Annotated in this window: 22 protein-coding genes and 7 tRNA genes; 11 read left to right on the top strand and 18 right to left on the bottom strand. The window is 72.6% G+C overall.

Features of this window, described 5'->3' with window-relative positions:
- Positions 1 to 55: 55 nt before the first annotated feature.
- The 7 genes from pdxT to pgsA all read right to left on the bottom strand — a co-directional run bounded on the left by pdxT (position 56) and on the right by pgsA (position 5669).
- Positions 56 to 673 carry a pyridoxal 5'-phosphate synthase glutaminase subunit PdxT gene (pdxT, locus tag ACFRQN_RS01235; RefSeq protein WP_049651445.1) on the bottom strand — a complete coding sequence of 206 codons (618 nt, stop codon included), beginning with the start codon at positions 671 to 673 and terminating at the stop codon, positions 56 to 58.
- Positions 674 to 769: 96 nt separating this feature from the next.
- A complete protein-coding gene (gene pdxS, locus ACFRQN_RS01230) occupies positions 770 to 1681 on the bottom strand; it encodes a pyridoxal 5'-phosphate synthase lyase subunit PdxS (protein WP_049651429.1) in 912 nt (303 codons plus the stop codon).
- 129 nt (positions 1682 to 1810) lie between these two features.
- Positions 1811 to 2356 carry a membrane protein gene (locus ACFRQN_RS01225; RefSeq protein ID WP_049651430.1) on the bottom strand — a complete coding sequence of 182 codons (546 nt, stop codon included), beginning with the start codon at positions 2354 to 2356 and terminating at the stop codon, positions 1811 to 1813.
- Between the two features lie 29 nt (positions 2357 to 2385).
- Positions 2386 to 2754, bottom strand: coding sequence for a 5-carboxymethyl-2-hydroxymuconate Delta-isomerase (locus tag ACFRQN_RS01220; protein WP_049651431.1), 369 nt, complete (start codon positions 2752 to 2754; stop codon positions 2386 to 2388).
- A 61-nt stretch (positions 2755 to 2815) separates the two neighbouring features.
- Positions 2816 to 4000 (bottom strand): glycosyltransferase family 4 protein, encoded by a 1185-nt coding sequence (locus tag ACFRQN_RS01215; protein ID WP_049651432.1) that lies wholly within the window; start codon positions 3998 to 4000, stop codon positions 2816 to 2818.
- A gap of 51 nt (positions 4001 to 4051) precedes the next feature.
- Positions 4052 to 5005, bottom strand: coding sequence for a phosphatidylinositol mannoside acyltransferase (locus ACFRQN_RS01210; protein WP_380737400.1), 954 nt, complete (start codon positions 5003 to 5005; stop codon positions 4052 to 4054).
- Positions 5006 to 5021: 16 nt separating this feature from the next.
- Positions 5022 to 5669, bottom strand: a complete 648-nt coding sequence (gene pgsA, locus ACFRQN_RS01205; RefSeq protein WP_049651434.1) for a phosphatidylinositol phosphate synthase — start codon at positions 5667 to 5669, stop codon at positions 5022 to 5024.
- A gap of 254 nt (positions 5670 to 5923) precedes the next feature.
- Between pgsA and ACFRQN_RS01200 the strand changes: the two genes are divergently transcribed.
- Positions 5924 to 7972 carry an elongation factor G-like protein EF-G2 gene (locus ACFRQN_RS01200; protein ID WP_380737398.1) on the top strand — a complete coding sequence of 683 codons (2049 nt, stop codon included), beginning with the start codon at positions 5924 to 5926 and terminating at the stop codon, positions 7970 to 7972.
- Between the two features lie 32 nt (positions 7973 to 8004).
- Here the strand turns inward: ACFRQN_RS01200 and ACFRQN_RS01195 are convergent, their stop codons facing one another.
- Entirely contained in the window at positions 8005 to 8430 is a 426-nt protein-coding gene (locus ACFRQN_RS01195) for a thiol-disulfide oxidoreductase DCC family protein (protein WP_380737396.1), read from the bottom strand.
- A 195-nt stretch (positions 8431 to 8625) separates the two neighbouring features.
- Between ACFRQN_RS01195 and ACFRQN_RS01190 the strand changes: the two genes are divergently transcribed.
- The gene (locus tag ACFRQN_RS01190) at positions 8626 to 10272 is read left to right on the top strand and encodes a hypothetical protein (protein WP_079272097.1); all 1647 of its coding nucleotides are present in this window, start codon (positions 8626 to 8628) and stop codon (positions 10270 to 10272) included.
- A 67-nt stretch (positions 10273 to 10339) separates the two neighbouring features.
- On the opposite strand, the gene ACFRQN_RS01185 is transcribed toward ACFRQN_RS01190, so the two are convergent.
- The 4 genes from ACFRQN_RS01185 to ACFRQN_RS01170 all read right to left on the bottom strand — a co-directional run bounded on the left by ACFRQN_RS01185 (position 10340) and on the right by ACFRQN_RS01170 (position 14865).
- Positions 10340 to 10900 (bottom strand): HIT domain-containing protein, encoded by a 561-nt coding sequence (locus tag ACFRQN_RS01185; RefSeq protein ID WP_049651438.1) that lies wholly within the window; start codon positions 10898 to 10900, stop codon positions 10340 to 10342.
- A 146-nt stretch (positions 10901 to 11046) separates the two neighbouring features.
- Entirely contained in the window at positions 11047 to 13026 is a 1980-nt protein-coding gene (gene thrS / locus ACFRQN_RS01180) for a threonine--tRNA ligase (RefSeq protein ID WP_380737394.1), read from the bottom strand.
- Between the two features lie 88 nt (positions 13027 to 13114).
- The gene (locus tag ACFRQN_RS01175) at positions 13115 to 14278 is read right to left on the bottom strand and encodes a hypothetical protein (RefSeq protein WP_380737392.1); all 1164 of its coding nucleotides are present in this window, start codon (positions 14276 to 14278) and stop codon (positions 13115 to 13117) included.
- Positions 14279 to 14310: 32 nt separating this feature from the next.
- Positions 14311 to 14865 (bottom strand): DUF4365 domain-containing protein, encoded by a 555-nt coding sequence (locus ACFRQN_RS01170; RefSeq protein ID WP_049651441.1) that lies wholly within the window; start codon positions 14863 to 14865, stop codon positions 14311 to 14313.
- Between the two features lie 167 nt (positions 14866 to 15032).
- Here ACFRQN_RS01170 and ACFRQN_RS01165 point away from each other — a divergent pair, with 167 nt between their 5' ends.
- Positions 15033 to 15800 carry an exonuclease domain-containing protein gene (locus tag ACFRQN_RS01165; RefSeq protein ID WP_074002368.1) on the top strand — a complete coding sequence of 256 codons (768 nt, stop codon included), beginning with the start codon at positions 15033 to 15035 and terminating at the stop codon, positions 15798 to 15800.
- A gap of 81 nt (positions 15801 to 15881) precedes the next feature.
- Here the strand turns inward: ACFRQN_RS01165 and ACFRQN_RS01160 are convergent.
- Both ACFRQN_RS01160 and ACFRQN_RS01155 read right to left on the bottom strand, forming a co-directional pair.
- A tRNA-Val gene (locus ACFRQN_RS01160) sits at positions 15882 to 15953 on the bottom strand.
- 209 nt (positions 15954 to 16162) lie between these two features.
- Positions 16163 to 16234: transfer RNA gene (locus ACFRQN_RS01155), tRNA-Val, on the bottom strand.
- A gap of 614 nt (positions 16235 to 16848) precedes the next feature.
- Here ACFRQN_RS01155 and ACFRQN_RS01150 point away from each other — a divergent pair.
- Together ACFRQN_RS01150 and ACFRQN_RS01145 are read left to right on the top strand one after the other, a co-directional pair.
- Positions 16849 to 17262, top strand: a complete 414-nt coding sequence (locus ACFRQN_RS01150; RefSeq protein WP_030056266.1) for an SsgA family sporulation/cell division regulator — start codon at positions 16849 to 16851, stop codon at positions 17260 to 17262.
- 416 nt (positions 17263 to 17678) lie between these two features.
- A complete protein-coding gene (locus ACFRQN_RS01145) occupies positions 17679 to 18248 on the top strand; it encodes a CGNR zinc finger domain-containing protein (RefSeq protein ID WP_049656188.1) in 570 nt (189 codons plus the stop codon).
- A gap of 41 nt (positions 18249 to 18289) precedes the next feature.
- Here ACFRQN_RS01145 and ACFRQN_RS01140 read toward each other — a convergent pair whose 3' ends face one another.
- A complete protein-coding gene (locus ACFRQN_RS01140; protein WP_074002367.1) occupies positions 18290 to 18754 on the bottom strand; it encodes a hypothetical protein in 465 nt (154 codons plus the stop codon).
- A 110-nt stretch (positions 18755 to 18864) separates the two neighbouring features.
- Between ACFRQN_RS01140 and ACFRQN_RS01135 the strand changes: the two genes are divergently transcribed.
- Complete coding sequence (locus tag ACFRQN_RS01135; RefSeq protein ID WP_117487168.1) at positions 18865 to 19365, top strand: DsbA family protein; 501 nt, start codon at positions 18865 to 18867, stop codon at positions 19363 to 19365.
- Between the two features lie 12 nt (positions 19366 to 19377).
- Here the strand turns inward: ACFRQN_RS01135 and ACFRQN_RS01130 are convergent, their stop codons facing one another.
- The 3 genes from ACFRQN_RS01130 to ACFRQN_RS01120 all read right to left on the bottom strand — a co-directional run bounded on the left by ACFRQN_RS01130 (position 19378) and on the right by ACFRQN_RS01120 (position 22234).
- The gene (locus ACFRQN_RS01130) at positions 19378 to 20226 is read right to left on the bottom strand and encodes a GNAT family N-acetyltransferase (protein WP_375876749.1); all 849 of its coding nucleotides are present in this window, start codon (positions 20224 to 20226) and stop codon (positions 19378 to 19380) included.
- A gap of 64 nt (positions 20227 to 20290) precedes the next feature.
- Positions 20291 to 21121 carry an aminotransferase class IV gene (locus tag ACFRQN_RS01125; RefSeq protein WP_380737389.1) on the bottom strand — a complete coding sequence of 277 codons (831 nt, stop codon included), beginning with the start codon at positions 21119 to 21121 and terminating at the stop codon, positions 20291 to 20293.
- 27 nt (positions 21122 to 21148) lie between these two features.
- A complete protein-coding gene (locus ACFRQN_RS01120; protein WP_049656197.1) occupies positions 21149 to 22234 on the bottom strand; it encodes a chorismate-binding protein in 1086 nt (361 codons plus the stop codon).
- 321 nt (positions 22235 to 22555) lie between these two features.
- Here ACFRQN_RS01120 and ACFRQN_RS01115 point away from each other — a divergent pair.
- From ACFRQN_RS01115 to ACFRQN_RS01095, 5 genes are all read left to right on the top strand, one after another.
- Positions 22556 to 22628 (top strand) — tRNA-Gly (locus ACFRQN_RS01115).
- A 40-nt stretch (positions 22629 to 22668) separates the two neighbouring features.
- A tRNA-Cys gene (locus tag ACFRQN_RS01110) sits at positions 22669 to 22742 on the top strand.
- Positions 22743 to 22776: 34 nt separating this feature from the next.
- A tRNA-Val gene (locus ACFRQN_RS01105) sits at positions 22777 to 22848 on the top strand.
- A 41-nt stretch (positions 22849 to 22889) separates the two neighbouring features.
- Positions 22890 to 22961: transfer RNA gene (locus ACFRQN_RS01100), tRNA-Val, on the top strand.
- Positions 22962 to 23005: 44 nt separating this feature from the next.
- Positions 23006 to 23077 (top strand) — tRNA-Val (locus ACFRQN_RS01095).
- The last annotated feature ends 23 nt before the right edge of the window (positions 23078 to 23100 follow it).

Here is a 23100-nt window from a genome sequence, read left to right as displayed (position 1 = left end):
CAGATGAGATCTTACCGGTGTCGCCGGCGGTGGGGCGCACACGGTGGGCGGCGGTCTACCGACCGGCGAGGTGCTCCTCGACCATCCGCACGAAGTACGCGTGGACCCGGTGGTCGCCGGTCAGCTCCGGGTGGAAGGAGGTGGCCAGCAGGTTGCCCTGGCGCACGGCGACGATCCGGCTCTCCGGGCCGTCCGCGGCGGGCAGCTCGGCCAGCACCTTGACGCCCGCGCCGACCCCCTCGACCCAGGGGGCGCGGATGAAGACGCCGTGCACCGGCGCGTCGTCCAGGCCCGCGAACTCGATCCCGGACTCGAAGGACTCGTTCTGGCGGCCGAAGGCGTTGCGGCGCACCGTCATGTCGATGCCGCCGACGGTCTGCTGGTCGTCGCGGCCGTCCAGGATCTTGTCCGCCAGCATGATCATGCCCGCGCAGGTGCCGTAGACCGGCATCCCGTCGGCGACCCGCTCGCGCAGCGGCTCCATCACGCCGAACAGCAGCGCCAGCTTGGACATGGTGGTGGACTCCCCGCCGGGGATCACCAGCGCGTCGACCTCGGCCAGCTCCTCGGCGCGGCGCACCGGACGGGCGAGCGCGTCGGCCTCGGCCAGCGCCACCAGGTGCTCGCGGACGTCGCCCTGGAGGGCGAGGACGCCGATGACGGGAGTGCTCACGGTCTTCAACCTCTATCGATCGTTACGACGGACTACGTGGCGCGGCCCGCCGCGCGCCGAGGCGCTGCGGCGGGCCGGCTCGGAAACTGCGGGTGGTTACCAGCCGCGGTTGGCGTAGCGCTCGGTCTCCGGCAGGGTGTCGCAGTTGATGCCGACCATGGCCTCGCCCAGGTTGCGGGAGGCGTCCGCGATGACCTTCGGGTCGTCGAAGAAGGTGGTGGCCTTCACGATCGCGGCGGCACGCTTGGCCGGGTCGCCCGACTTGAAGATGCCGGAGCCGACGAAGACGCCCTCGGCACCCAGCTGGCGCATCAGCGCGGCGTCGGCCGGGGTGGCCACGCCACCGGCGGAGAACAGCACGACCGGCAGCTTGCCGAGCTCGGCGACCTCCTTGACCAGCTCGTACGGGGCGCGCAGCTCCTTGGCGGCGGCGAACAGCTCGTTGTTGTCCAGCGCGCGCAGCTTGCCGATCTCGTTCTTGATCTGGCGCAGGTGGCGGACGGCCTCGACGACGTTGCCGGTGCCGGCCTCGCCCTTCGAGCGGATCATGGCCGCGCCCTCGGCGATGCGGCGCAGGGCCTCGCCCAGGTTGGTGGCGCCGCAGACGAAGGGGGTGGTGAAGGCCCACTTGTCCGAGTGGTTGACCTCGTCGGCCGGGGTCAGCACCTCGGACTCGTCGATGTAGTCGACGCCCAGCGACTGGAGCACCTGGGCCTCGACGAAGTGGCCGATGCGGGACTTGGCCATCACCGGGATGGAGACCGCCTCGATGATCTCCTCGATCATGTTGGGGTCGGACATGCGGGCCACGCCGCCGTCCTTGCGGATGTCCGCCGGGACCCGCTCCAGGGCCATGACGGCCACGGCGCCGGCGTCCTCGGCGATCTTGGCCTGCTCGGCGTTGACCACGTCCATGATCACACCGCCCTTGAGCTGCTCGGCCATGCCGCGCTTGACCCGGGCGGTGCCGATCTGCGGCTGGTCTGCGGTGGTGGGGGTCGTGGACACGTGAGACCTCACTCGAAGATGAATCAGTGCTATCGCCCTATGGTAGGCAGACCGGATGGCCCACTCATGCGCCACCAAGTCCAGCCAGGACGACGGGACACGACAAACGGGCCGTATCCGGGGGACACCTTAAGCAGGCGCCCCTTCGGGCGTGAGAGCGGGCGGCGGTGCATCGTCCATCTCGAACGCCAACGGGAACGGCGCCTTCCCCGCCAACCGGAAGTACCGCACCAGCCGGTGCTCGCGCACCGCCCGCGCCGCCCGCACCGCGTCGTTGTGGAACCGGCGGGCCATCGGCACCCGCCGCACCGCGGCCGTCAGCTCACGAACCGCGTCCTCGCCACCCGGCTCCGCCACCAGCGCCGCCATCTGCTCCGGCTCCTCGAACACCGCCCGCAGCGCCAGGCTCAACTGGCTCTCCGCCACCTCGCGCTGCTCGTCATCGGCCTGCCGGGCCGCGTGCGCCGCGTCCAGCAGCAGCAGCGAGGCCGCCGGATCCAGCAGCGAGGACGTCGCCAGCTCCATCGCCACCGAGGCCCGGCGCACCAGCTGCGCGTCCAGCGCCGCCCGCGCCGCGTCGATCCGGGCGTGCAGCCGGTCCAACCGACCGGCCGTCCAACTCAGGTACATGCCGAACAGCACCACGGCCACGCCGGCCCAGATCCAGGTAGTCACGGGCCGCTACGTTACCCGGTGTCACCGGTTCAGCCCCGGGCGGTCGCGTTCCGGTAGCTCTCCCGGTCGATGTCCGCGATGTTCACCGCCGTGAACAGCCGGGTGCCCGGCCTCGGCCGGACGAACCGCGCCAGCAGCGCCAGCACGCCCTCGCTCAGCGCCGCCTTCGCCTCCGGCGAACGGCCCGGGAAGATCTGGAACTCCACGAACACCTGGGTGTCCCCGGCCGCCCCGCTGGTCCCGACCACCAGCAGCTCGCTCTGCCGGAACACCGTCTTGCAGGACTCCGGCTTCGCGTCGATCGTCGCCTCGGCCAGCCGGTTGATCGCCAGGCCGAGGCCCCGGCGGTCGAAGGTTCCGGCCAGGTCGGCCGAGTAGTCGACGGAGATCTGCGGCATCGTCGCCCCCGTGGATCGCAGTGGTACGGACGCCCGACCCTAACCCCACCGACCCCGGGGATCAGTCCCGGGCCAGCCCGAACCGGCCGCGCCGACCACTGCGCACGTCCTCCTCGACCACCGCCGCCTGGCCCGCCGTCACCGTCTCGTACACCGCCAGGATGTCCGCGCCGACCGTCGACCAGTCGAACCGCCGCACGTGCCGCGAAGCCGCCTCCCGCAGCTCCTCCAGCCGCGCCGGATCACCCAGCAGCCGCAGCGCCGTACGGGCCAGCGCGTCCGCGTCCTCCACCGGGAACAGCTCGCCCGCGTCCCCGCCGTCCAGCACCTGCTTGAACGCGTCCAGGTCGCTCGCCAGCACCGGCGCACCCGCGGACATCGCCTCGACCAGGATGATCCCGAAGCTCTCGCCCCCGGTGTTCGGCGCCACGTACAGGTCCACGCTGCGCAGCAGCCGGGCCTTGTCCCGGTCGCTCACCATGCCGAGGAACTCCACCTGCCGGCGCACCTCCGGCGCCAGGCCCGCGACCGCCTCCTCCTCGTCGCCCTTGCCCGCCACCAGCAGCCGCACCCCCGGCCGCTCCGCCAGGATCCTCGGCAGCGCCGCCAGCAGCGTCGGCAGGCCCTTGCGCGGCTCGTTGATCCGGCCGATGAAGCCGATCGTGCCCGGCTCCCCCTTCGCCGCACCGCCCGTCCAGCGCTCGTCCGGCTCGGCCTCCGCGAAGAAGCCCACGTCCACGCCGTTGGGGATCACCACCGCGTCCCCGCCCAGGTGCTCCACCAGGGTGCGCCGGGCGTACTCCGACACCGCGATCCGGGCCCGGATCTTCTCCAGCCCCGGCTGGAGGATCGGCGAGGCCGCGATCATCATCCGGGACCGCGGGTTGGAGGTGTGGAACGTCCCCACCATCGGCCCGGTCGCCGACCAGGCGGCCAGCATCGACAGGCTCGGCGCGGCCGGCTCGTGCACGTGCAGGATGTCGAAGCGGCCGTCGTGCAGCCACCGCCGCACCCGCGCCGCCGACAGGATGCCGAAGCTCAGCCGCGCCACCGACCCGTTGTACGGCACCGCCACCGCCCGCCCGGCCGGGACCACGTACGGCGGCAGCGCCTCGTCGTCCTCGGCCGGCGCCAGCACCGACACCTCGTGCCCCAGGCCGATCAGGTGCTCGGCCAGGTCCCGGATGTGGAACTGCACCCCACCGGGGACGTCCCAGTCGTACGGGCAGACGATGCCGATCTTCACGGGTTCCTCAAGCTCCTTCGGACGGTCGTGCGGGCGGGACGGCGGAACGGATCAGGACCCGGAGGCCTCGGCCACCGGCTCCGGGGCCCCCTCCGCGGGCGCCGCCTTCACCGTCTCACGGACCGGAAGGTCGGCGAGCCAGAACCTCTGCAGCATGTGCCAGTCCTGCGGGTGCTCGCGGATGCCCCGCTCCCACACCCCCGCCATCGCCTGGGTCATCGCCCGGGTGCGCTCCTTGCGGTCGCCCTCCTCGGGCACCGGCACCTCCGGGTGGATCCGGCCCCGCAGCACCGGACCGTCGTACCAGAGCGTCACCGGCATCAGCGCCGCCCCGGTCCGCTGGCACAGCGCCGCCGGACCGGCCGGCATCCGGGTCTCCTCACCGAAGAACGTCACCCCGATACCCGCCTCCGACAGGTCCCGGTCCCCCACCAGGCAGACCAGCCGGCCCTCGCGCAGCCGCCGCGCCAACGTCCCGATCACGTTCACCGAACCGCCGGTCAGCGCCAGGACCTCCATGCCCTGGCCCTCCCGGAACTCCACGAACCGGTCGAACAGCCGCTCCGGCTTCAACCGCTCCGCGACCGTGGTGAACGGGTAGCCCTGCTGCGCCACCCAGGTCCCCGCGAGGTCCCAGTTGCCCATGTGCGGCAGCGCTATCACCGCGCCCCGACCGGCCTCCAGCGTCTCCCGCAGGTGCTCGAAGCCGTCCACCTGGACATCCCGGGCCACCCGCTCCCGGCTCCACACCGGCAGCCGGAACGACTCCATCCAGTACCGCAGGTACGAGCGCATCCCGGCCCGCGACAGCTCCCGCATCGCGGCCTCGTCCAACCCCGGACGGACCCGGCGCAGATTCGCCTCCAACTGGAGCACCCGCTTGCCGCGCTTGCGCCACGCGTAGTCCGCCAGCCGGTCGAACAGCCCCGCGGCCACCCGCTCCGGCAGGTGCTTCAGCAGCCCCCACCCCAGCGCGTACGCCCAGTACACCAGTCGGTCCGTCACCGCAGGACGCCCCCCATCAGCTCCCGGCCGCCGCTCGGTCGGCCTCGAACGCCTCCCGGCGCACGGTCAGCATGCGCTGGAACACCGTCACCAGGCTGCCCGCCGCCACCAGCCACAGCGCCACCGGCAGCAGCCACTCCACGTACGGCACACCGAACGTGTGCAGACCCGCGACCCCGGCCGCCACCAGGCTGGCCACCAGCCGCTCGGCCCGCTCCACCAGCCCCGACACGTCGCACGGCAGGCCCTGGCTCTCCGCCCGCGCCTTCGTGTACGACACCACCAGACCGCTCGCCAGGCAGAAGATCGCCACCGCGCAGAGCAGGTTGTCGTCACCCTTGCCCGCGTACCACATCGCCAGACCACCGAAGATCGCCGCGTCCGCGACCCGGTCCAGGGTGGAGTCGAGGAACGCCCCCCACTTCGAGGTCCGGCCCAACTGGCGGGCCATGTTCCCGTCGACCAGGTCCGAGAAGATGAACAGCGTGATCGTGATGGTGCCCCAGAAGAACTCCCCACGCGGGAAGAACACCAGCGCACCGGCCACCGAACCGGCGGTACCGATCAGCGTCACGGCGTCCGGACTCACACCGAGGCGGATCAGGAACGCGGCGAACGGGGTCAGGACACGTGTGAAGAAGGCACGCGCGTATTTGTTGAGCATGGCCTTCCCAGCCGCTCCGATCTCCCAGATACCGCCTGGCGCGGAACGCGCGGCAGACGGCCGGGCGGATCAGCCCGTCCGGCCCACCCATCGTAGCCACGCCGGAGACACGCTCCGGCGCACGCACCGCCGGGTCGGCGCCCCCGCCACCACCCACACACGGACCGTCACCGACCGGCCCCTACGACACGCGCCCCGCAGAACCCGACCCTAGACTGCCAAAGACAGCCTCGGCGCCACGGGAGGAGACCCCGATGCCCGACCGCAGCACGGCACGAGCCGGCCAGGCACCCCCCGTCAACGGCCCGAAGGACCTGCGCAACGTCGTCCTCATCGGCCCCAGCGGTGTGGGCAAGACCACCCTCGCCGAATCCCTCGCCCTCGCCTCCGGCGCCACCGGCCGGGCCGGCCGCGTCACCGACGGCACCACCGTCTCCGACCACGAGGACATCGAGCACCAGCAGCAGCGCTCCGTCCAGCTCGCGCTCCTCCCCCTCGATTGGAAGGGCGTCAAGATCAACCTGATCGACCCGCCCGGCCACCCCGACTTCACCGCCGACCTGCGCGCCGCCCTGCACGCCGCCGACGCCGCCGTCTTCGTCGTCTCCGCCACCGACCCGGTCACCGCCCCCACCCGCGCCCTGTGGCGCGAATGCGCCGCCGAAGGCATCCCCCGCGCCATCGCCGTCGCCAAACTCGACCTCGCCCACACCGGCTTCGACGACATCCTCACCGCCTGCCACGACGCCTTCGACCTCGGCCCGGACACCCTCCGCCCGCTCTTCCTGCCCGTCCTCCACGACGGACACCCCGACGGCAGCGTCGACCTCCTCACCGGCGACACCTACGGCGACACCGACCCCCTCCCCGACACCACCCCCGCCCACGACAGCCTCGTCGAGGCCATCTCCGGCCAGGACGACACCCTCATGGAGCGCTACCTCTCCGGCGACCCCCTCGACACCGACTCCCTCGAAGCCGGCCTGCGCCGCGAAGTCCTCTCCTGCACCCTCCACCCCGCCGTCCCCACCAGCGAGAACGGCCTCGGCGCCGCCGAACTCCTCGACCTCATCGCCCACACCTTCCCCGACCCCACCGAACGCACCCGCCCCGCCCCCGCCTGCGACCCCGACGCCCCGCTCGCCGCCCAGGTCGTCCGCGTCACCGGCGACGCCTACGTCGGCCGGATCAGCCTGCTGCGCCTCTACGCCGGCACCCTGCGCCCCGACACCCGGATCCACCTCACCGGCACCGCCCACACCGCCGACCAGAACGGCGACGAACGCGTCACCGCCCTCACCAGCCCCTTCGGCAAACTCCAGCGCCCCGTCCCGCACGCCGTCGCCGGCGACCTCGTCTGCGCCGCCAAACTCACCACCGCCCGCGCCGGAGACACCGTCCACGACCCGGGCCACCCCGTCGAACTCGACGGCTGGAACCTCCCGGAACCGCTCCTGCCGATCGCCGTCGAAGCCCACAGCAAGGCCGACGACGACAAGCTCTCCCAGGCCCTCGCCCGCCTCACCGCCGAGGACCCGGCCCTACGCCTCGAACAGAACCCCGACACCCACCAGCTCCTCCTCTGGTGCACCGGCGAGGCCCACGCCGAGGTCGTCCTCGACCGCCTCCGCACCCGCCACGGCGTCCACGTCGACACCGTCGAGCCCAAGGTCGCCCTGCGCGAGACCTTCGGCACCGCCGCCGCCGGCCACGGCCGCCTGGTCAAGCAGTCCGGCGGCCACGGCCAGTACGCCATCTGCGACCTGGAGGTCGAACCGCTCCCGGCCGGCTCCGGCTTCGAGTTCCAGGAGCACGTCGTCGGCGGCGCCGTCCCCAAGCACTTCATCCCCTCCGTCGAGAAGGGCGTCCGCGCCCAGCTCGCCAAGGGCGTCGCCACCGGCCACCCGCTCGTCGACGTCCGGGTCACCCTCACCGACGGCAAGGCGCACTCCGTCGACTCCTCCGACGCGTCCTTCCAGAACGCCGCCGCCCTCGCCCTGCGCGACGCCGCCGAGCACGCCGTCATCCGCCTGCTCGAACCCGTCGCCGCCGTCAGCGTCCTGCTCCCCGACGACTACCTCGGCGCCGTCCTCGGCGACCTCTCCGCCCGCCGCGGCCGCGTCCTCGGCAGCGAGACCGGCGGCACCGGCCTCACCCTGCTGCGCGCCGAGGTCCCCGAACTCGAACTCGTCCGCTACCCGGTCGACCTGCGCTCGCTCACCCACGGCACCGCCGAGTTCTCCCGCGCCTACCTGCGCCACGAGCCGATGCCCGCCGCCCTGGCCGAGCGCTACACCGACTGAGCGGCCCCGCGCCCGACCACGGCCGGACGGGTCTACGGCCGGACGGGCTTCCGGGCCGGCAGCGCGCACGCCGCCGTACCCCCCGGCATCCGGTGCCGGTTGCGCGCCACCCAGCGGTAGACCACCCCCGCCAACGGCCGCACCGGCGCCGCCGTCAACACCGCGCCCAGATATGCCCACGCCCCGCCGGAGCGCATCAGCAGCCGCGCAACCCCCTGCGCGCCCCCGTACACCCGGCCGGTCGGCGTCACCCAGAGCACCTCGCGCTCCGCCCGCTCCGCCGACACCTCGCCCCGCCCGCCCGCACGCCCGTCCAGCCCCGCCAGGTCCGCGAACTGGAACGGCACCGCCTCCCAGCCCCCCGAGGCCAGCGTCTGCCGCAGGTACCGCTCCGCCCAGCGCACGCAGGACGAGCAGAACGAACAGTCCCCGTCGAAGACCAGCACCGGATCCTTCACGGCCGCGCCCCTTTCGTCACTCCCACCACCCATCCTGCCCCACCGCCCCCATCCCTCCCACGGCGGGCATCGACCCGCCCGAAGCTGGGCATCATGCCCCTCAGGCCTCCGGTGACGGTACTTCAGACGATCATCCGCGCGGGGGTGCCACGGCACGGTAACCTGCCGCTGACAAGGGGAGGAGGGGACGCCACCGTGACCACACTCGACATGACCCCGGGTGCGCAGATACCCCGGACCGACACCGGGCCGCAGACCGCCATCACCCAGGGACTCTCCTCGACCGCCTACCGCGACGGCGAGATCCAGGGCTTCGTCGGCGCCGTCACCGACGCCACCGCGAAGAAGGGCCGCTTCGCGCTCTTCCGCCCCAACCTCGGCGAGGCCTTCAGCAAGGCGCTGGTCTCCCGCGCCCTGGGCGGCGCCCGCAAACCCCTCGTCCCGGCCTTCGGAGTCGACACCCGCCAGGTCGTCGAGCACTGCCTGGCCGCCGAGGAACTGCGCAACACCCGCGACCGGCAGCTCAGCACCGTCTCCATCGCCACCGGCGTGCTCTTCCTCCCCGGCACCCTGGTCTGGCTCGGCGCCTTCCAGCTCCGCGCCTGGCTCAAGCGGGACAACCCGAAGAACGCGGCCGTCTACGGCGGCATCGTGCTCGCCGCGGCCGCCGCCCTCGCCGTCCTGCTCGCCCTGCGCCCGCCGGCCACCGGCTTCATCGGCGTCTACCTGCGCGTCACCATGCTCGCGCCGGTCATCGGCTGGTACCTCGCCCGCCGGATCGTCGAGCGCTCCGCCAAGGACCTGCGCAGCCGCTGGCAGGCCCTGGTCGAGGGCAGCGCCGTCGCCGCCACCGTCGCCAAGGCCGTCCCCCGGGACGACCTCGACAAGAAGGCCGCCGACCTGCGCGACAAGCTCGGCCGCCTGGACGCCGAGCAGGAGACCAACATCCACCACTACGCCGGTCCCAAGGGCATCCTCGGCGCCGGCCGCCGCTGGGGCGAATGGCGCCTCGCCGACACCCTCCACCCCGCCGAGGGCCACGTCGACTTCCGCGCCTTCCACCCCTGGGACCTGATCCGCCGGATCTCCTCCCACCTGAAGGGCCTCGGCGTCAGCCACGTCGCCAACAGCGGCATGCCCAACGTCGCCATCAAGCAGTGGGTCGTCTTCGACATCGGCGAGGGCGCCGACGAGATCAGCCGCCCCGGCAACGCCGACATGGACGGCGACCGGATGCGCGACTTCGCCGTCCAGAGCGTCGCCGACAAGCAGACCTTCTCCGGCGGCCCCCGGCACTACCTCGCCACCCAGTTCATCACCCACGACGGCAAGCTGGTCCTCACCTTCACCGTCACCGTCACCCTGCTCGCCAACGTCCTCAACATCACCGTGTCCGGCTACGCGCTCGGCCCGGTCAAGGGCGTCTTCTTCGACAAGCCCAAGGACAAGGAGAAGTCGGTCGCCAAGACCGTGAAGTTCTGGGAGGAGCGCACCGTCAAGCTCCCCCTGATCGACAACGACGAGGTCGTCCGCCAGGCCGTCCGCGCCCCGTTCTACCGGATGCCCGGGCTGCTCACCTGGCTCGGCGGCGGACTCGGCCTGCCCGAGCCGTTCGGGCTGCGGCACATCTGGGCCGGCCGGGCCTGGGAGAACCGTTCCATGGTCGACAACGCCCAGAACGCCTCCGTCCCGGTGCTCGCCGCCGTCCACGCGGCCACCCTGGAGTTCCTGGAGGAGCACGACCTGGACGCCGACCGCTTCTTCAAGAACCGCACCTCGATCATCAAGTCCGAGGCGCAGAGCCCCCGCCCGTACGACGTCGACACCTTCAACGCCGGCTGACCCGCGGAACGCGGAAGGGCCCCACCGGGATCTCTTCGGTGGGGCCCTCTTGCGCTCGTGCTGTGGATCAGCCCTGCGGCCAGACCTCGGCCAGCATCTTCCGGGTGTCCGCCAGCAGCTGCGGCAGCACCTTGGTGTGGCCGACCACCGGCATGAAGTTGGTGTCCCCGCCCCAGCGCGGCACCACGTGCTGGTGCAGGTGCGCCGCGATCCCGGCCCCGGCCGCCGCGCCCTGGTTCATCCCGATGTTGAACCCGTGCGCCCCGGAGGCCGCCCGCAGCGCCGTCATCGCCTTCTTGGTGAAGTCCGCCAGCTCGGCCGTCTCGGCCTCGTCCAGGTCCGTGTAGTCGGCGACGTGCCGGTACGGGACCACCATCAGGTGCCCGCCGTTGTACGGGTACAGGTTCAGCACCGCGAACACGGCACTCCCCCGGGCGATGACCAGCCCCTCCTCGTCGCTCAGCGACGGGATCGAGCAGAACGGACAACCGTCGTCCGGAGCCGGGCCGGTGGGCTTGTTCTCACCCTGGATGTACGCCATCCGATGAGGCGTCCACAAGCGGCGGAAGCCGTCCGGCTCGCCGACGCCCCGCTGAAGTTCCGGCTCAGTCGTCATGCTGATCAGCATATTCGCCCGACGGGGCTTGCAAAGCCGCGCGGGGCAGACTCATCGAGAGCCTGCCCCGCGCAACCCCGCGAACGCGGGGCCTACGGCACCTTCCTCCGGTGCGCGTTCCGAATCTTCGGATCACCCCCGCTCAGGCGGGGCCCACCTCACACCTGGATACGACGCGCCACAGCATCAACGATCTCGGCGATGGCCTCGTCACGGGGCACGCCGTTCTTCTGCTCGCCGTTGCGGTAGCGGAAGGACACCGCACCCGCCTCGACATCGTCGTTGCCCGCGATCAGCATGAACGGCGTCTTGGTCTTCTGTGCGTTGCGGATTTTCTTCTGCATGCGGTCGTCCGAGGTGTCGACCTCGACCCGGATCCCGTGCTTCTTGAGCTCGGCCGCGACCTCCAGCAGGTACGGCACGTGCTCGTCGGTGATCGGGATGCCGGTCACGGTGACGGGAGCCAGCCACGGCGGCATGGCGCCGGCGTAGTGCTCCAGCAGCACCGCGAAGAACCGCTCGATGCTGCCGAACAGCGCCCGGTGGATCATGACCGGCCGTTGACGCGAGCCGTCCGCCGCCGTGTACTCCAGGTCGAAGCGCTCGGGGAGGTTGAAATCCAACTGAATTGTCGACATCTGCCACGTCCGGCCGATGGCGTCCCGTGCCTGCACCGAGATCTTCGGGCCGTAGAAGGCCGCGCCGCCCGGGTCCGGCACCAGCGGCAGGCCCTGCTTCTCGGCCACGCTCGCCAGGACGGCGGTGGCCTCCTCCCAGGTCTCGTCGCTGCCGACGTACTTGACCGGGTCCTTGGTCGACAGCTCCAGGTAGAAGTCGGTCAGACCGTAGTCGCGGAGCAGGTTGAGCACGAAGGTCAGCGTGGAGTCGAGCTCCTCCGCCATCTGCTCGCGGGTGCAGTAGATGTGCGCGTCGTCCTGCGTGAAGCCGCGGGCCCGGGTGAGGCCGTGCACGACGCCGGACTTCTCGTAGCGGTACACCGTCCCGAACTCGAAGAGGCGCAGCGGCAGTTCACGGTACGAGCGGCCGCGCGCGTCGAAGATCAGGTTGTGCATCGGGCAGTTCATCGGCTTGAGGTAGTAGTCCACGCCCTCGTCGAGCTGCATGGGCGGGTACATACCGTCCGCGTACCAGTCGAGGTGGCCGCTCTTCTCGAAGAGCTTCCCCTTGGTGGCGTGCGGGGTGTAGACGAACTCGTAGCCCTCCTCCTCGTGCCGCTTGCGCGAGTAGTCCTCCATGGCCCGGCGGATGATGCCGCCCTTGGGGTGGAAGACGGCGAGGCCGGAGCCGATCTCCTCGGGGATGGAGAAGAGGTCGAGCTCGTTGCCGAGCTTGCGGTGGTCGCGCTTCTCGGCCTCGACGAGGAAGTCGAGGTGGGCCTTGAGCTCGTCCTTGGTCGGCCAGGCGGTCCCGTAGATGCGCTGGAGCATCGGGTTCTTCTCGCTGCCGCGCCAGTAGGCGGCCGCGTTGCGCATCAGCTTGAACGCCGGGATGTGGCGGGTGCTGGGCAGGTGCGGGCCGCGGCAGAGGTCGCCCCAGCACTGCTCGCCGGTCTTGGCGTCCAGGTTGTCGTAGATGGTGAGCTCGCCGGCGCCCACCTCGACGTCGGCGCCCTCGCCGGCGGTGGCGGCGGAGCCCTTGAGGCCGATCAGCTCCAGCTTGTACGGCTCGGCGGCCAGCTCCTCGGCGGCGGCCTCGTCGGTGACCACGCGGCGGGAGAACTTCTGCCCGCGCTTGATGATCTCCTGCATGCGCTTCTCGATGGCCTTGAGGTCATCGGGGTGGAAGGGCTTCTCGACGTCGAAGTCGTAGTAGAAGCCGTCCTTGACCGGCGGGCCGATGCCGAGCTTGGCCTCGGGGTAGAGCTGCTGCACGGCCTGGGCCATGACGTGCGCGGTGGAGTGGCGCAGGATGTCGAGGCCGTCCTTGCTGCCGATCTCGACCGGCTCGACCTCGTCGCCGTCCTGGACGGCGTAGGCGAGGTCCTTGAGCTGGCCGCCGACACGGGCGGCGATGATCGAGCGGTCGTCGGCGAAGAGCTCGGCGGCCGTGGTGCCCGTCGTCACCACGCGCTCTTCCCGATCGGGTTCGCGGCTGATGATTACCCGGACGTCCGTCACCGGTCTCTCCTGACGTGCTGGATTTCAGAGGACGCAACACTGCGCTGCGCGTGACGATGGTACCGAGAGCGCCGCCCCTGCCGTCCACCTACGCCCCTTCCCCCCCTTCTTCCGTCTTCTCTCCGAGCGACTTCAGCAGCCGCTCGCGGTCCCCGTCCTCCCAGCCGCGGAGCTCCAGTCCGTGCGGGCGGACGAGCCGGCGGAAGCCGTCGTGCCGGTCCAGCCGGCCGGAGACCCGGACGGGCAGGCCCGCGAGGTGGGCCTCGGCGGCGAGCCGGTAATCGGGGTCGGGCAGGCGGAGCTTGAGCTCCCGGACGTCGGCGCCGGTCAGTACCCGGAGCCGTACCGAGCCCGGTCCGGCCGGGTCGGCGCGCTTGAGGCGGGTGACCACGCCGAGCACGGTGACGGCGATGGCGGGTTCGGTCCGTTCCAGCAGGTCGGCGGCCTCCGCCAGGGCGGGCAGGTCGCCGGGCGAGAAGTCGAGGTCGATCCGGCGGTCGCCGAAGCCGCCCGGTGTCCCGGCGGCGGGTGACCAGGCGACGCTGAGCCGGGCGGCCGTGGCGTCGCGCACCAGGTCCTCGACGGACCGGACGAGCTCGCGGCTGACCCCGGCCCGGACGGCGTTCCCGAAGGCCTCGGGCCCGCCGCTGACCCGCCGGTAGTCGACCGCGTCGCGCAGCGCCTCCAGGGCCCGGACCAGGGTGGTGACGGCGGCGCGGCCCTCGGGGGCGGGGGTGTACGCGGTGAGGGCGGCGCCCTGTTCGACCAGCAGGACGCGGTCCAGGTAGTCCCCGGCGAGGCCGTCCAGCCGGGCTCCGAAGTAGCCGGCCCTGGTGCGGGCGGCCTTGGCGCCTGCGGCGAGCATCCCTCGGGCCGCCCCTCTGAGCCGCTCGGCCTCGTCCCAGGAGACGGTCCCGGCGGGCCCGGGCGGCTCGCGGTGCCAGCGCAGTTCGTCGCCGGGGACGGCGAGGGCGAGCAGGATCGAGCGGGCGGAGGGGGTGCGGGCGCGGGAGAGCGCGGCGACGGCGTCGGTGAGGAGTTCGACGGCGTCGTCGAAGCCGTCCCCGGCCGGGACGAGCAGGCTGGTGCCGGGCTCCTCGTCGGGCGGGGTCCAGCGTCCGTACCGGGCGGCCGGGCCGCCGCGGCGGACCCAGCCGTGCCGGGCGAGCAGGGTGGCCAGCACGGCGGGGTCGACGGCGGCCGGGTCGGGCAGGGGCCGGGCCGGCTCGCCCGGTGGGTACGGCGGTGTCATGGGTCCGGTTCCTCCCTGCCGCGGCCGGGCCGTCACGGGCTGCCGCCCGCGCCGATCCGGGCCATGATGTCGCAGAGCGCGCGGTCGTCGAAGACCTTGTCGGTGGGCACCCGGACGTTGGTGCGCCGCTGCCCGGTGACGGGGTGGCCGGCCAGGTTGACCCAGTAGCAGCAGTGCCGCAGTTCCAGGGCGTCCGGGCGGGCCCGCAGCCAGTGGTCGACCCGGCGCGGGAGCAGCATCACGACCAGGATCCGCGGTACGGCGACCCGGGGCCGGGCGAGCTTGCGCAGGTGGTCGTTGTCCAGGGTGAAGCTGAAGAACGGTCCGGCCGGGTCGGGCGCGACCTGCTGGGTGGCCTTGAGCTGGATCTTGACGGTGACCTCGTCGTCCACCTCGTGCGCCCGGGAGCCGTGGCTGACGTGCCAGTCGATGCCGTTGTCCGGGAACGGCTGGGAGAGCGAGCAGCCGGCCGCGGCGGCGACCGCGTGCAGGTAGCCGACCTGCAACGTCTCCATGCAGGCGGTGACCGCGAGGTTCCCCCGCGGTGCGGCCGCCGCCTCCTCGGGCTGCGGCTGGGTCAGTGCCATCGCCCCGTGGCCTCCCCCGGCTCGGGCCCGTCCCGGTGTCCGGACGGGTCGGTCGATTCGATCGGGACAGTCATGGGCAGGATCCCCGGTCGGGCTTGGGCCAAACGGGTTGAAGGGGCGTCAGAACCGGGTATCAACCGGGCGCAACGCTCGTCTGAGGGGCAGTCATGCAGCAGCACTGGTACACCGGCCCGCTCGCCTCCTTCGACACCGAGACGACCGGCGTGGACGTGGAGAACGACCGGATCGTCTCCGCCGCCCTGGTCGTCCAGCTCGCGCCGGGCGCACCGGCGCGGACCACCACCTGGCTCGCCGATCCGGGGGTTCCGATCCCGGACGGCGCCCGCGCGGTGCACGGCATCACCGACGAGCGGGTGCGCGCCCACGGGCGTCCGGCCCGCGCGGTGGTGGCGGAGGTCGCCCACGCGCTGGCGGCCGAGGCGCTGGCCGGGCATCCGGTGGTGGTGATGAACGCGCCCTACGACCTGACGCTGCTGGACCGGGAGCTGCGCCGTCATCACGGGCTGACGCTGGCCGGGGGGCCGGCGGCGGCCGGGTTGGTGGTGCTGGACCCGCGGGTGCTGGACAAGCACGTGGACCGCTACCGCAAGGGCCGCCGGACGCTGACCGACCTGTGCGCCCACTACGGCGTGGAGTTGGCCGGGGCGCACGACGCGGCGGCGGACGCGGCGGCGGCGCTGGCGCTGACCCGGCGGATCGGCGCCCGCTACCCGGCGGCGCTGGGCGGGCTGTCGGCGGCGGAGCTGCACCTGCGGCAGGCGGTCTGGCACGCGGCGCAGGCGCGGGGGCTGCAGAACTGGTTCGACCGCTCGGGGAAGGCGGAGCGGGTGGACCTGTCCTGGCCGCTGCGGCCGGCCCGGTGCGGCTGCGGGCGCCGGCTGGAGCCGGAGCACGGCTGCGAGGCGGCGGCGTAGACGGGCGGCCCCGGTATCCCGGGCCTGAACGCGCCGCAGGCCCTGACCTGTTTCCTGGTCAGGGCCTGCGTGCTGTCCGGGTGGGCGATACTGGGATCGAACCAGTGACCCCTTCGGTGTGAACGAAGTGCTCTCCCGCTGAGCTAATCGCCCGGGCAACGAGAAGAACTGTAGCACCATTCGGGGCCGGTCGTACAACTCGCCCGTTCCGGGTACTGCCGACACCTCCGCAGAACTCGCGCCCCACGCGGAAGATGACTGTGCCTCAGGCGATTACCGACGGCTCTTCGGGCGGATTCCGGAAATACACGTGAGGCCCAGCCGATAATCGGCTGGGCCTCACGTATCACTGTGCATTCCGGTGGGCGATACTGGGATCGAACCAGTGACCCCTTCGGTGTGAACGAAGTGCTCTCCCGCTGAGCTAATCGCCCGGGTGCAGAGAAAACATTACCGCATCCCGGAGGGTGCTCCGACCACCCTCCCCGCCCGCGACCCCGCTCCCGGTCGCCCCCTGGGCTCCCGTCCGGCCGCCCCGGTTCGCGGTGGCGCACCCGCGGGTCACGGCCCGCCGGGCGGCCTCCGTGACCTCGCGGCGGATCCGGTGCGGGGCCGGGCCCGGTCGGTCGGGCCCCCGCACCCAGGAAGATCACCAGCCGGGCGGCGGCGCGACCGGTCCGAGCGCACCCCGCGGGGCCGGCCAGGGAGATCACCACCCGCCGGACCGGGTGCGGCGGACGCCGGCCGGGGCCCGTCAACCGGTCGCCCGTCCGCCGTCGACGACTGCGTCAACCGCCACAGCTGCTTCACCCGTTCCCGTGTTCCCGCGCCTCTTGTCGTTTCGCACAGTCATGCCAGGAAACTAACCAAGTAGCGCCCGGGTAATGCCCGGCCCGGCCGCTGCGGGGCGATTCCGCAATGCGCCGTAAGGGGTACGACTCGCGCCCGAATCGGGACAGAGGGGTTTACATCGGTCTTGGGGGTGGGATGGTCCGTTCGCCGACGTGCGATTCCCCGAGCGCACACTGAGCGAAAGGCCATGGCGCTTATGAACACCACGGTCAGCTGCGAGCTGCACCTGCGCCTCATCGTGTCCAGCGAGTCCTCACTGCCCGTCCCCGCGGGCCTGCGCTATGACACCGCCGACCCCTACGCCGTGCACGCCACGTTCCACACGGGCGCCGACGAGACCGTGGAGTGGGTGTTCGCCCGAGATCTCCTCGCGGAGGGGCTGCACCGACCCACCGGTACCGGCGACGTCCGGGTGTGGCCGTCCCGTAGTCACGGGCAAGGGGTGGTCTGCATCGCACTGAGCTCTCCGGAAGGAGAAGCCCTGCTGGAGGCCCCGGCCCGAGCGCTTGAGTCGTTCCTCAAGCGGACGGACGCCGCGGTGCCCCCCGGCACCGAACACCGTCACTTCGACCTCGACCGGGAGCTGTCCCACATCCTCGCCGAAAGCTGACCCCGTCCGGAGGGCGGTCACGCCCCGCTGTCGGCGGGGCCATACCGCCTGCCGCCATCGCAGCCGTCCTACTCGGGGGCACGGCAGCGGACTCAGCCGCGCACGACGCGGTCTCGGGGCCGGTGAGGCGGTCCCGCTCCCCTGGAGCGGGCCCCAGCACCGCAGGCGCCCGGCACCGAGGCCGGTCATCCTCACGGGTGGCCGGCCTCGGTGCCGGGCGCCGACGTCTTCCGGCGGCCCTACGGACGGTGCCCCGGGGGCCGTCCGGCCCGGGCGGTGTCCGGTTTCGGACGCCTTGCCGGACTGCGCACACATCTTCGAAAGAAGGCACCGCCCTACCGGTACGAGGCCCGGTATGGTCTGGGGTAACCGCGGACGCGGGGTATCGGAGTCCCCCTGCGCGAGGAGCCCCCAACGTGCTGATCACCCATGACACCGAGTGCGCGCTGAGCCTCCTCGTGGAGCTGCTCAACACCGCGCCCGAGGTGTGCGGCGCCGAGCGGCTGCCGGACGTCGCCGCACTGGACGCCTTCGTGGTCCGCCAGGAGATCAGCGAGATCGACTCGCTGACCGAGGACGACCTGCGGCGGGTGCACGAGCTGCGCACCCGGCTGCGCGAGGTGTTCGCGACGGAGTCCACCGCGGAGGCCGCCGAGCTGGTCAACTCGATGGTCGCGGCCGCCGGGACGACGCCCCGGCTGACCAACCACGACGGCCACGACTGGCACATCCACTACTTCGCGCCGCACGCCGCGCTCGGCGACCACCTGGCGGCCGAGCTGGGCATGGCGCTGGCCTTCATCCTCATGGCGGGCGAGCGGGAGCGGCTGCGCCGCTGCGAGGCGCCGGACTGCGCGCGGGTCTTCGTGGACCTCTCCCGGAACCGTTCGCGGCGCTACTGCGACAGCCGTACCTGCGGCAACCGGCTGCACGTCGCCGCCTACCGGGCGCGGCAGCGGTCGGCGGAGGCCGTTCCCTCCGCCTGACCGCCCGGGTCCGCCCGGTCCGCCGGATCCACCCGTCCCGCTCAGATCCCGCGCTTGCGGAGGATCTCCTCGATGTCGGCGAAGTCGCCGAGGCCGTCCTCCCGCTTGCCCGCGGCCGGCTTCTTCGCGGCCTTGGGGGCCGGCGCCGCCACCGCCGGGCGCTCGGGCGCCGGGCCGGCCGCGGCCGGGCGCTCCGGGGTGCTCTCCACCGCCGTACCGCCCCGGCGGCCCACCCAGCGGGTGGTGACCAGCAGGACCGCGGAGACGCCGAGCAGGGCGATGCCGGTCCAGACCCGTGGGTCGAAGACCAGCCTGGTCGCCCAGTCCGCGAACTCCCGGGCGACCGTGCTCGCCAGCGGGAACAGGCCGGTGAGGTAGAGCCCGGCGGGCAGCAGCGCCACCGCGAACCAGCGGGTCGCCGACAGGAAGCGCCGCCGGTAGGCCCGCAGCCCCGCGAAGGCCACTCCGCCCGCCGTGAGGATGAAGCTGATCGCCGCGCTCAGCACGAAACCGCTCCTTCGTGTCCGGTCGTCCTGGTCATCGGTGCCTTCCTCTCGGTCCGCCCTCGGGCGCACCTCCGGCCGGAGCGGGCGCCCACTAGTGGAACACTGAGGGAATGATCGATGGTTCCCTCCCCCGCCTCGAGTTCTGGTGCGACCTCCAGTGCCCGGACTGCCACACCGCGCTGGACGACGTACGGGCGCTGCGCGCACAGTACGGCGACGCGCTGCCGCTGGAGGTGCGGCACTTCCCGCTGGAGAAGCACAAGCACGCCTACGCCGCCGCGGAGGCGGCCGAGGAGGCGTTCGCGCAGGGGCTGGGCTGGCCCTTCGTGGAGGCCCTGCTGGCCCGCACCGCGGAGCTGGACGCGCGCGGGCAGCAGGTGCTGCTGGAGGTGGCCCGGGAGGTCGGGGCCGACGTCGAGGAGGTCGACACCGCGCTGGTCGACGGCCGGCACATGCTGACCGTCGACGCCGACCAGGCCGAGGGCAAGGCGATCGGGGTCACGGGCACGCCGACGTACGTGATCGGCGGGAAGCGCCTCGACGGCGGGCAGAGCCAGGACGGGCTGCGCGAGCGGATCGTGGCCGTCCTCGAGGCGGCGAAGTCCTCCTGACCGCACGCCCGGTCACAGCTGCTTGCCGTAGACGCGCTCGGTGACCCGGTAGCCGAGCGAGGTGTAGAGCCGGATGGCGACCTCGTTGCCGGCGAAGACGTTGAGGCCGAGGTGCCGCACCCCGGCGGCCAGGCACTCGCGTTCGGCGAGCAGCATCAGCGTGCGTCCGTGTCCCTGGCCCTGATGGGCCGGGGACACCTCGACCTTCATCACCCAGGCGAGCGGTTCGCCGTCCGGCTGGTCGCGCAGGCGCGGCTGCAGCCAGAGCAGGCCGTACGGGCCCTCCCCGCCGTCGGCGCCGTACAGGCGGCGCACGACCATGCCGGGGGCCTCCGGGTCCGGCGGGGGCGGGCTCTGCGGCCCGGCGGCCATGCGGGCGCGGGCCTGTTCCTCGGTGAGTCCGGAACCGACCATCATGCGGACGTAGTCGTCCGCGGACTCCTCGTACCAGGCCCGGAGTTCGGCCGGGTCGTCGAAGGGGCGCGCGCTCAGCCCGACGGGCAGCTCGGGGGCGTCGACCAGCGGCTTGGACATGGCCAGGGCCCGCTCGGTGTAGCCGAGGGTCGCGGCGAGCCCCCGGGCCGCCGCGGCCGACTCCGGGACGGCGACGTCGACCCGGGTGCAGCCCCAGGTGCGCAGCACCTCCTCGGCGGCCAGCCCGCCGAAGGTGCCGCGGCCCCGGCCCCGGCCCTCGGTGACTTCCAACTCGGATATTCTCCCGAAGAGTTGACCGCCCTGCGGGTCGGCGGTGGTGCGCACCGCGCCGACCGGGCGGCCGTTCGAGAGGATCAGCCAGCGTCTGGTGCGGCCGCCGGCCGCGGTGGGTGTCTCCGGGCCCTCGGGGCGCAGCGTGGTGGTCATGTGGTGGTCCCTTCCCGTTGCGGGGGAGGTTATCCACGCGGTCGGCCTGCTCCCCGGCCGGGGATCACGGGTCGAGGTCGTCGCCGCTGCGCTCGGCGAAGACGGCCATGGCCTTGGCGGTGACGGGGCCGATGCCGGGCAGTTCGCGGTCGTCGACCCGGGTGACGGCCTGGACGTCGCGGGTGGTGGAGGTCAGGAAGACCTCCTCGGCGTCCTGGAGGGCGGTGAGCGGGAGGTCGGCCTCCTCGGCGCCGCACCAGTCGATGACGAGCCGCCGGGTGATGCCGGCCAGGCAGCCGGAGGCGAGGGCGGGGGTGAGCAGGCGGCCGCCGAGGACCACGAAGACGTTGGAGCCGGTGCCCTCGCAGAGCAGGCCGGCGGTGTTGGCGAACAGGGCCTCGGAGGCGCCGGCGCGGTGGGCGGCGGCCAGGGCGACGACGTTCTCGGCGTACGAGGTGGTCTTGAGGCCGGCGACGGCGCTGTGCTCGTTGCGGCGCCAGGGGACGACGGCGACGGCGGTCTCGTCGGGGCGGTGGCCGATCGCGCTGAGGGCGACGACCAGGGTGGGGCCGGTGGTGCCGCGCTCGGAGCTGAGCGGGCCGTTGCCGCCGGTGTAGGTGATGCGCAGCCGGCCGAGCGGTGCGGGGTTGGCGGCGAGGACCTGGTCGCAGGCCTCGCGGACCAGGTCGTGGTCGGGGTCGGCCAGGCCGAGGCCGCGGGCGGAGCGGGTGAGCCGGTCGAGGTGGCGGGTGACCGCGAAGGCCCGGCCGTCGACCGTCTTCAGGGTCTCGAAGACGCCGTCGCCGGTGGTGAGGCCGTGGTCGAGGACCGAGACGGTCGCGTCGGCGGAGTCGACGAGGGCCCCGTTGACCCAGCTCGTGGTGCGGTTGTGCATCGGGTGCTGCTCCTAGGCGGTGGGGGCTTAGGCCCCGGTCGGGTCGGATCCGCTGCCGGACTCGCCACCGGGTTCGCCGCCCGACGCTATCGCGACCAGGCGGGCTGCCTTCAGTTCGGTTTCGGCCCATTCGCGTTCGGGGTCGGAGCCCCAGGTGATGCCGGCGCCGGTGCCGAAGCGCAGGACGGGTGCGGCGGGGTCCGTCCGGTCGATCCAGAAGGTGCGGATGCCGACGGCGAGTTCGGCCTCGCCGCGGTCGGCGTCGACCCAGCCGACGGCGCCGCAGTACGGGCCGCGGGGGGCGGTCTCCAGGGCGTCGATGATCCGCAGGGCGCTGGACTTGGGGGCGCCGGTGACGGAGCCGGGCGGGAAGGTGGCGGCGAGGAGTTCGGGCCAGCCGGCGCCCTCGCGCAGGGTGCCCTCGACGGTGGAGACGAGGTGGACCAGGCCGGGGTGCTTCTCGACGGCGCAGAGGTCGGGGACGGTGACGGTGCCGGTCCCGCAGACCCGGCCGAGGTCGTTGCGGACCAGGTCGACGATCATCACGTTCTCGGCGTGGTCCTTGTCGAGGAGGTCGTCCTCGGTGCGGCCGGTGCCCTTGATCGGGCCGGAGGAGACGGTGCGGCCGGTGCGGCGCAGGTAGAGCTCGGGCGAGGCGGTGGCGATCTCGACGCCGTGGTCGGGCAGGCGGATGGTGCCGGCGTAGGGGGCGGGGTTGCCGTGGGCGAGGAGGCCGGTGAGGGCGTCGACGTCGCTGCGGTCCGGGTCGGGCAGTGGTGCGGAGAGCACCCGGCAGAGGTTGGCCTGGTAGACCTCGCCGGCGGCTATGTGCTCGCGGATGCGGCGGACGCCCGCGGTGTAGGCGGCGCGGTCGAGGGAGCTGTGCCAGCCGCCGGCCTCCGGTCCGCGCCAGCCGGCGCCGGAGGGCGGGGCGGGGGCGGGGCGGACCTCGTCGAAGCGGGCGCAGGTGAGGCGGCCCTCGAAGTCGTAGGCGACGGCCCAGTAGCCGGCGGAGTCCAGGGCGGCCGGGTCCGAGGTGACGTCGCGCAGTCCGGTGGCGAGGCGGCCGCCGAAGCGGGCGAGCGGGGTGCGGGGGGCGGGGTGGCCGGACACGGTTCTCCTGCGCGGTGGTGCTGGGGGGCGGTGCCTGAAGTGTAGGTCGGGGGGCGTGGGCCCGGCCCGGCTCGCGCCCCCGCGTACGAGCAGTCGCGTGCGTCGTGCGGGTGTGCGCTGGGTGGCCTGCGGATGATCGTCCGGGAGCGGCGCAGGTGGTGGCCGGTGGTCGGCCGGGAGGGCTGACGGGACGGCACTCGCCGGCCATCCCCTCGGCATGCTGCGGGAACGGATTTTTAGCTGGCCCGGGAATCCGCTAGAGTTCAACACGTCGCCAGGGAGCGCAGCCGAAGAAAAACGGTGAAGCCCCCCGGGAGACAGGCGGACGTGGCTCAGTTGGTAGAGCATCACCTTGCCAAGGTGAGGGTCGCGAGTTCGAATCTCGTCGTCCGCTCGATGGAGAACAGTGTAAGATCGTTCTTCATGTGTTGCCTGGTGGAGTGGCCGAGAGGCGAGGCAACGGCCTGCAAAGCCGTGTACACGGGTTCAAATCCCGTCTCCACCTCCAAGAGGTCCTCCCGGTTCTTCCGGGAGGCCTCCCCGCGCGATTAGCTCAGCGGGAGAGCACTACCTTGACACGGTAGGGGTCACTGGTTCAATCCCAGTATCGCGCACGTCAGGCCCCTCGGGGCTTGCTGCAGGACCGCCACATCAGGCGCGATTAGCTCAGCGGGAGAGCACTACCTTGACACGGTAGGGGTCACTGGTTCAATCCCAGTATCGCGCACAGTAACGGGCCTTCCGGGGCCTGCTGCAACACCGCCGCACCAGGCGCGATTAGCTCAGCGGGAGAGCACTACCTTGACACGGTAGGGGTCACTGGTTCAATCCCAGTATCGCGCACGTCAGGCCCCTCGGGGCTTGCT

Source organism: Kitasatospora sp. NPDC056800 (genome assembly GCF_042789775.1).
Taxonomy (GTDB): domain Bacteria; phylum Actinomycetota; class Actinomycetes; order Streptomycetales; family Streptomycetaceae; genus Kitasatospora.
The sequence above is the reverse complement of the archived record's forward strand: the minus strand, read 5'-3'. Positions and strand labels throughout refer to the sequence as shown.